We start from the raw sequence: 7,402 nt of genomic DNA, 5'->3' as shown, positions 1-7,402 counted from the left end.
GGCGAGTACGCCGCCCTGTGGCGCCGCCAGACCCGCGCGCACTGACCCCCCGCGAGGCCTATTCGGCGGCGTTGGACAGGTCGCCGTGCACGGCCGGCGCGGCGGGCGGCTTGCGCCGCTTCAGTCCGACCTTCTCGAACAGCCAGGCGAACCGGGCGGACATCACCTTGGGCGCGGCCAGCAGGACCGGCGTCAGGACCAGGGTGAGCAGGGTCGCGAAGGTCAGGCCCCAGACCACGGCGGCCGACAGCTGCACCCACCATTCCGACCCCGGGGCCCGGTATTCCAGGTGGAAGTTGCGGAAGTTGGGGTGGATCTGGAACATCAGCGGCAAGAGGCCCACCACCGTCACCAGGGTGGTCAGCATCACCGGCCGGAACCGTTGGGCCCCGGCCCGCATGGCCGCCTCGTCCGCCTCATAACCCGCGCGGCGCAGCTGGTAATAGGTGTCGACCAGCACGATGTTGTGGCCGACCACGACCCCGGCCAGGGCCACAACCCCGGTGCCCAGCATGATCACCGACACATAGTCGAAGGTGTGCAGCAGATTGATCTGCACCCCCAGCAGCACGCCCATGGTCGACAGCACCACCGCCGAGAGGGTGACGATCACGCCGTAGAAGCTGTTGAACTGCCAAAGCAGGATGATCATCATCATGAACAGGGCCGCCGAGATGGCGGTGATGAAGAACACCACGGCCTTGCGGCCTTCCTCGTCGGCGCCGGTGAACTTCCAGCGGACGGAGGGATCGATCGGCGCCTTTTCCATCCAGGGCTTCAGCTGCTGGATCTTGGCGTTGGCGGCGACGCCCTCGACCACATTGGCCTGGACGATCACCACGCGCTGGCTGTCGCGCCGCTGGATGGTGGTGACCTGCTGGGCCGGCACGCGCTTGACGAAGTAGCTGGCCGGCACGGGTCCGACCGCCGTGGGGATCTTCAGGTTCTCGAAGGCGTCGACATTGCGGCCCTCGGGCGTGAAGCGCACCCGGATATCCAGCTCGTCCTCGGCGTCGTCGGGGCGGAAGCGCCCGACCAGCACCCCGCCGGTGGTGTACTGGATCGCCTGGCCGACGGTCAGCACATCGACGCCGTAGCGGCCGGCGGCCTCGCGGTCGACGGTCAGGTTCCACTCGATCCCTGGCGAGGTGCGGTTGTCCTCCAGCTCGACGATCTGCGGGTCGGTGGCCAGCTTAGCCTTGACCATGTCGGCGGCCTGGTTGAGGGCGGCGGGATTGTTGCTGCGCAGTTCGACCTGCACCGCCTTGCCGGTGGGCGGTCCGCCCTGGGGCTCGCGCACCTCGACCTGCATGCCGGGCATGTCGGCGACGCGGCGTCGGATTTCCTTGGCGATGTCCTTGCCGCGCAGGCCCAGCGCCTTGCGTTCCTCATAGTGCTGGAACTCGACCTGGATGCGGCCGATCGTGTCATTGGGCGGGCCGTTGCGGTTGCCGCCGCTGCTGGCCGAGCCGCTGCGCACATAGAGCGAATCCACGCCTTTGACGCCGAACAGCCGGGTCTCGACCTGACGCACCAGCACATCCTGGGCGTCGGGCGACATGTTGCCCCGCGCCTTGACGAACACCTGCACCCACTCCGGATCCTGATCGAGGAAGAACTCGGTCCGGTGCGGGGTCTTGGCGAACCACATGAAGATCGCCACCACGATCAGCAGGGTTACGCCCATGGTCCGGCCGGGGTGGCGGCCGAGCGTGTTGATGGAGCGCGCGTACCAGCCCATGAAGCCGTGCATCTCGCGCGGGTCACCGCGCTCGGACTTCTCGATCTCGGCCAGCAGATGGGTGTCGACCCCGGCCTTGCGGCCCATGATCGACCCCAGCGCCGGGGTGAAGATCAGGGCCACGAAGATCGAGGCGCCCAGCACGAAGAACAGGGTGAGGGGAAGGAAGCTCATGAACTTGCCCGGGATCGAGTTCCAGAACATGAACGGGATGAAGGCGCAGAGCGTGGTCAGGGTGCCGTTCAGCACCGGCCAGAACATGCGCTTGCCGGCGGCCGCGAAGGCCTCCTCCTTGGACATGCCCTCGGCCATCTTCCGGTCCGCGTATTCGACCACCACGATGCCGCCATCGACCAATATCCCCACGGCCAGCACCATGCCGAACATGACCATCTGGTTCAGGGTCACATGCATGGCGTTGAGCATGAGGAAGGCCAGCATGAAGCAGGCCGGGATCGCCAAGCCCACCAGCAGGCCCTGACGGATTCCCAGACTGGCGATGATGATCACCATCACCAGTATGGTCGCCGAGATCAGCCCGCCCTCCAGCACATTGAGGGTGCGGCCGATGAAGTCGCTCTGGTCGAAGGTGTAGGAGACGTGGACTGTCTCCGGCCAGCGCTTCTGCTCCGCCGCCACGGTGGCGCGCACGCGCTGCACGGTGTCGAGGATGTTGGAGCCTGCCCGCTTGGAGACCTCCAGGGAATAGGCCGGCTCGCCGTTGAACCGGGTGATGTAATTGGCTTCCTTGAAGGTGCGGCGCACCTGGCCGATGTCGCCGACCGTGATCAGCCGGTCGCCATTGCGCTTGATCGGCAGGCTGAGGATGTCCTCGGGCTTGTCGACCACGCCCGGCACCTTGACCGCGAACTTGCCGCCGCCGGAGCGCAGGTCGCCGGCCGGGACCAGCTGGTTGTTGCGGCCGATCACCTGGGCGAGCTCGCCGGTGGTGATGTTGTAGGCCTCCATCCGGACCGGATCGACGGTGACCTCGAGGAACTCCTCGCGGCCGCCGCTGAGCTCGGCCTCCAGCACGCCGGGCGTGGCCTCGAGCCGCTGCTTGAGGTCGCGGGAGATGCGCACCAGTTCACGCTCGGGCGCGGCGCCCGACAGCACGATGCCGATGACTGGATCGCCGGAGACATTGGCCTCCTGGATGATCGGCTCCTCGGCGTCCGGCGGGAACTTGCCTCGCGCCAGGTCGACCTTGGCCCGGACGTCCTCGAGCACCTTGTCCTTGTTGAAGTCGGGCTCGAATTCCAGGGTCACCACGGCCATGCTCTGGCGCGCGGCGGCGTTCATTTCCTTCAGACCGTCGAGGGACTGCAGCTGGGTTTCCAGCGGCTTGACCAGCAGGCGCTCGGCGTCCTCGGGGCTGACGCCCGGATAGGGCACCACCACCGAGACGAAGGGGATGGTGATGTCCGGGTTCGATTCCCGGGGCATGGCGTTGTAGGCCATGAACCCGAAGATGCTGGCGATCAGGGTGACGCCGAGCACGACTTTCCGCCGCTTGATGGCGCCGTCGATCAAGGGTCCGATCATGGTCTTCGCCTCCCGGAGATCTGCGGACGCCGGGGCCCGCAGTCTCGACAATTCTAGCTCATGCGTCGTTCAGGCCCCAGCGGGGCGCCGACGCCTCTTAGTGGCTCGCGCCGATGCGGACCTTCTGGCCTTCGGCCACATAGGACTGGCCGACGGTGATCACCTGGACCTGGCCGTGCAGGCCGGAGACCCAGACGCCCCTGGGCGTCTCCTCGATCACCGTGACCGGCGCGAAGGCGACGACATTGTCCGGCTGGACGAAGCGCACGCCCTGGCGGCCGGCGGCGTCGAGCACCAGGGCCGATACCGGCACCATGTGGGCGGGGCCCTGGCCGGCTTCGATCTTCACCGTGGCAGACAGGCCCGAGCGGATCTTGAGTCCCGGATTCCGGGCCGTGACCTCGATATGATAGGTCCGGGTCTGGGCGTCGGCCTCCCGCGACAGATAGCGGACATGGCCCGTCAGGGTCTCCCCCGACAGCAGCAGGGCGGACCCCGCCGCGCCGACCCGCAGACGGCCGGTCTCGGTCTCCGGCAGGTCGCCGACGATCAGGATCGGGTCGAGTTCGATCATGGTGCCGCAGGACTGGCCCGGGGACAGATAGGCGCCGATCTCGGCGTCGCGCTTGTCGAACACCCCGTCGAAGGGCGCGCGGATGTTCATCTGCTCCAGGGCGACCTCGGCCTGGCGCTGCACGGCCTGGGCGTTGTCGAGGGCGGCCTGGGCCTGCAGCACCTGGGTCTGGGAGCGATAGCCCTTGCGGGCCAGCTCAACCGAGGCCTGTTGGGTCAGCAACTGGGCGCGGACCTGGGCGCGGGCCTGATCCGCCGCCGCCTGGCGGGCGTCGACGTTCAGCTTGCACAGGATCGCGCCCTTGCGGACGAAGCTGCCTTCGACCGAGGGGACGGCGGCCACCGTGCCGGCGGTCTCGGAGCGGACCACGACGCTGCGCGCCGCCTCGGTGCGGCCCCGGATGGTGATGGTGTAGGCATGCAGGGTCTCAGGGGTGATCTGGACCTGGACGCTCGGCGGGCCGGCGGCCTTGGTCGCCGCAGCGGTCGCCTTGGGGTCGGCCTTCGACGCCTTGCCGCCAGAGAGGCTTCCCACAGCGAACAGCAAGGCCACGAACAGGACGATGCCAATCGCGACCACATAAGATGACTTCAGACGCATCCCGTCGTTTCCCCAGCGCGACAATCGCTTATCGACCGGCACGCAGGCGCGCGCGATCGTTCCCCAACTTCATGCAGATAGGTTGATGGGGCTTCTGATGCCACCGATCCGCGAACACAAATGAAATCGCGGACAGGAAGCGTGACAGGCGGCTATTGTGCCCCGAAGGCCGCATTTCGACGGTACGGTCTTGCGCGGGGCCCCATCGCGGGGAGCCCGCCTTTTTTGTGATTCGACCCGCCTTTTTTGGGACTCGAGAGGAGCCAGAGCCGATGAAATACCTGCACACCATGGTCCGCGTGACCGATCTGGACGCCTCCCTCGACTTCTATTGCGCCAAGCTGGGCCTGACCGAAGTCAGCCGGGTTGAGAACGCCGGGGGCCGTTTCACCCTGGTCTTCCTTTGCGCGCCGGGTGACGAGGAGCACGCCAGGGCCGCCAAGGCCCCGATGGTCGAGCTGACCTACAACTGGGACCCTGAGGACTATAAGGGCGGCCGCAATTTCGGCCACCTGGCCTATGCCGTGGACGACATCTACGAGACCTGCGCCCGGCTGCAGGCCGGCGGCGTGACCATCAACCGTCCGCCCCGCGACGGCCATATGGCCTTTGTCCGCTCGCCCGACGGCATCTCGGTGGAGCTGCTTCAGGCCGGTCCCGCGCTCGCCCCGGCTGAGCCCTGGGTCTCGATGACCAACACCGGCGCCTGGTGACCCGCATGACCGACCAGACCTATCTGACCCTGAACGACGGCCGCGCGCTTCCCCAGGTGGGGCTGGGCGTCTGGCAGACCCCGGCCGACACCACCGCCGACACGGTCGAGGTCGCGCTCGCCGCCGGCTATCGCGCCGTCGACACCGCAGCGGTCTATCGTAACGAGAAGGGCGTGGGCGAGGGCTTCCGCCGCTCCGGCCTGGCCCGCGACGCGGTGTTCATCACCACCAAGCTGTGGAACGAGAACCAGGGCTTCGACGCGGCTCTGGCCGCCTTTGACAAGAGCCTGGGCCGGCTGGGCCTGGACTTTGTGGACCTCTACCTGATCCACTGGCCGGCCCCGACCCAGGACCTCTATCTCGACAGCTGGAAGGCCCTGGTCCGGCTCAAGGAGGAGGGGCGCGCCAAGTCGATCGGCGTCTCCAACTTCGCCATTCCCCACCTGGAGCGGATCATCGGCGAGACCGGCGTCACCCCGGCGGTGAACCAGATCGAGCTGCACCCGCGCTTCCAGCAGGCGGACTTGCGCGGCTTCCATGCGGCCAAGGGCATCCTCACCGAGAGCTGGAGCCCGCTGGGCCAGGGCAAGACCCTGGACGATCCGACCCTGGTCGCCATCGCCGCCCGCCACGGCAAGACCGCCGCCCAGGTGGTGATCCGCTGGCATGTCCAGCTGGGCCTGATCGTGATCCCCAAGTCGGTGACGCCGTCGCGCATCGCCGAGAACCTGGATGTGTTCGGCTTCGAACTCAGCGCGCAGGACATGGCGGCGATCGCCGGCCTGGACGGCGCCGGCCGCATCGGCCCTGATCCCGCCGCGTTCGGCTGACGCAAAGGACCCACGCCCTCGGGATTTCGCTTTGACGCGATCGTCCCGAGGGCGGAGACTCCCGGCCGACCCGCGATCCGCCCCCAGGAGAACTCCCATGTCTCATGTCGTCTATCAGGTCGTCGAACATGACGGCGGCTGGGCCTATCGCTCCAGCGGGGTCTATTCCGAGACCTTTCCGACCCGGGCTGCGGCCCTGACCCGCGCCCGCCGCGTGGCCCGCGAGCAGCGGGTCCCCGGCGCGACCGAGGAAATCCAGTACGAGGACGAGAACGGCGTCTGGCTGACCGAGCATGCCGACGGCCACGATCGCCCCGAGACTGACGTCATCGGCTGATTTCCGCGCCGCGCGGTTTGCCTCCGCGCGCAAAGACCGCCATTCAGTCGCCTGGAGCATTTCCCGAAAAGTGTGACGCACTTTTCGGATCAGGAAATGCTCCAACGTCTTGATTTAGAGCCCTTCTCTTCCTGTCTGGTTGGTTCAGCCAAACAGGGAAGGGCTCTAGCGCCAAACTGGAGAGCGGCCGTGAGCGAGACCCTGGACCAAGGCCTCATCGAGAATTGGCGCGGCTGGATCGGTCGCGAGGAGCGTCGCGCCGAGGTGCTGGACGCAGACGCCCTGCGCCGCTTCGCCGCCGCCGTCGGCGCGGGGCTGGACGTCGAGCAGGTCCTGCCGCCCCTGGCCCACTGGGCTTTCTTCCTGCCGGTCTTCCCCAACAGCGAGATCGGGCCGGATGGTCACCCCAAGCGCGGCGGATTCCTGCCGCCGGTCACCTTGCCCCGGCGCATGTTCGCCGCGTCCGCCATGACCTTCGCCGCGCCCTTGGTCCTGGGTGAGCGCGCGGAGATGGTCTCGACCATCCTTGATGTGAAGCACCGTTCGGGACGCACCGGCGACCTGGTGTTCGTCGAGGTCGAGCGGGTGATCTCGCAAGGGGCGGGGCCCTGCGTGCGCGAGCAACAGACCATCGTCTATCGCGGCGCGGGGGAGGCGACGGCGGCCCTGGTTCCGGTCGCCCAGGACGCAGGCCCGGACGACGAGGCCTGGAGCCCGGACACCGTGCGGCTGTTCCGGTTCTCGGCGGTGACCTTCAACAGCCACCGGATCCACTATGACCAGCCCTATGCGCAAGGCGAGGAGGGCTATCCCGACCTGGTGGTCCACGGCCCCTTCACGGCGGCGAAGCTCCACGCCCACGCCACCCACAGGCTAAAGCGGCCGCTCACCCGGTTCTCGTTCCGCGCCGTGGCTCCGATCTTCGTGGACCAGCCGGTGCGCCTGACCGGCGATACCGCGACAGGCGCCTTCCAGGCGATCCGCTGCGACGGCGCCCAGGCCATGACGGCGGAGGTGGGTTAGGCGTATCTGGTTGCGCGGCCGGTTATCGACACAAGGGTG

6 protein-coding genes are annotated in these 7,402 nt (G+C 67.7%); 4 read left to right on the top strand and 2 right to left on the bottom strand.

What is annotated here, in order from left to right:
* Positions 1-58: 58 nt before the first annotated feature.
* Positions 59-3,286: an efflux RND transporter permease subunit gene (locus Q7P21_RS17725; protein ID WP_304178141.1), complete on the bottom strand. Its 3,228-nt coding sequence runs from the start codon at positions 3,284-3,286 to the stop codon at positions 59-61.
* A gap of 97 nt (positions 3,287-3,383) precedes the next feature.
* Positions 3,384-4,460 carry an efflux RND transporter periplasmic adaptor subunit gene (locus tag Q7P21_RS17720; protein ID WP_304171680.1) on the bottom strand — a complete coding sequence of 359 codons (1,077 nt, stop codon included), beginning with the start codon at positions 4,458-4,460 and terminating at the stop codon, positions 3,384-3,386.
* A 272-nt stretch (positions 4,461-4,732) separates the two neighbouring features.
* Between Q7P21_RS17720 and Q7P21_RS17715 the strand changes: the two genes are divergently transcribed.
* The 4 genes from Q7P21_RS17715 to Q7P21_RS17700 all read left to right on the top strand — a co-directional run bounded on the left by Q7P21_RS17715 (position 4,733) and on the right by Q7P21_RS17700 (position 7,363).
* A complete protein-coding gene (locus Q7P21_RS17715; RefSeq protein WP_304171678.1) occupies positions 4,733-5,173 on the top strand; it encodes a VOC family protein in 441 nt (146 codons plus the stop codon).
* A gap of 5 nt (positions 5,174-5,178) precedes the next feature.
* A complete protein-coding gene (locus Q7P21_RS17710; RefSeq protein WP_304178140.1) occupies positions 5,179-6,003 on the top strand; it encodes an aldo/keto reductase in 825 nt (274 codons plus the stop codon).
* 97 nt (positions 6,004-6,100) lie between these two features.
* Positions 6,101-6,340 carry a DUF2188 domain-containing protein gene (locus tag Q7P21_RS17705; RefSeq protein ID WP_304171674.1) on the top strand — a complete coding sequence of 80 codons (240 nt, stop codon included), beginning with the start codon at positions 6,101-6,103 and terminating at the stop codon, positions 6,338-6,340.
* A 189-nt stretch (positions 6,341-6,529) separates the two neighbouring features.
* Entirely contained in the window at positions 6,530-7,363 is an 834-nt protein-coding gene (locus Q7P21_RS17700; RefSeq protein ID WP_304178139.1) for a MaoC family dehydratase N-terminal domain-containing protein, read from the top strand.
* The last annotated feature ends 39 nt before the right edge of the window (positions 7,364-7,402 follow it).

Origin of the sequence: Phenylobacterium aquaticum (assembly GCF_947378715.1) — a bacterium.
GTDB classification, from domain to species: domain Bacteria; phylum Pseudomonadota; class Alphaproteobacteria; order Caulobacterales; family Caulobacteraceae; genus Phenylobacterium; species Phenylobacterium aquaticum_A.
This window is presented reverse-complemented; position numbering and strand designations above follow the sequence as displayed.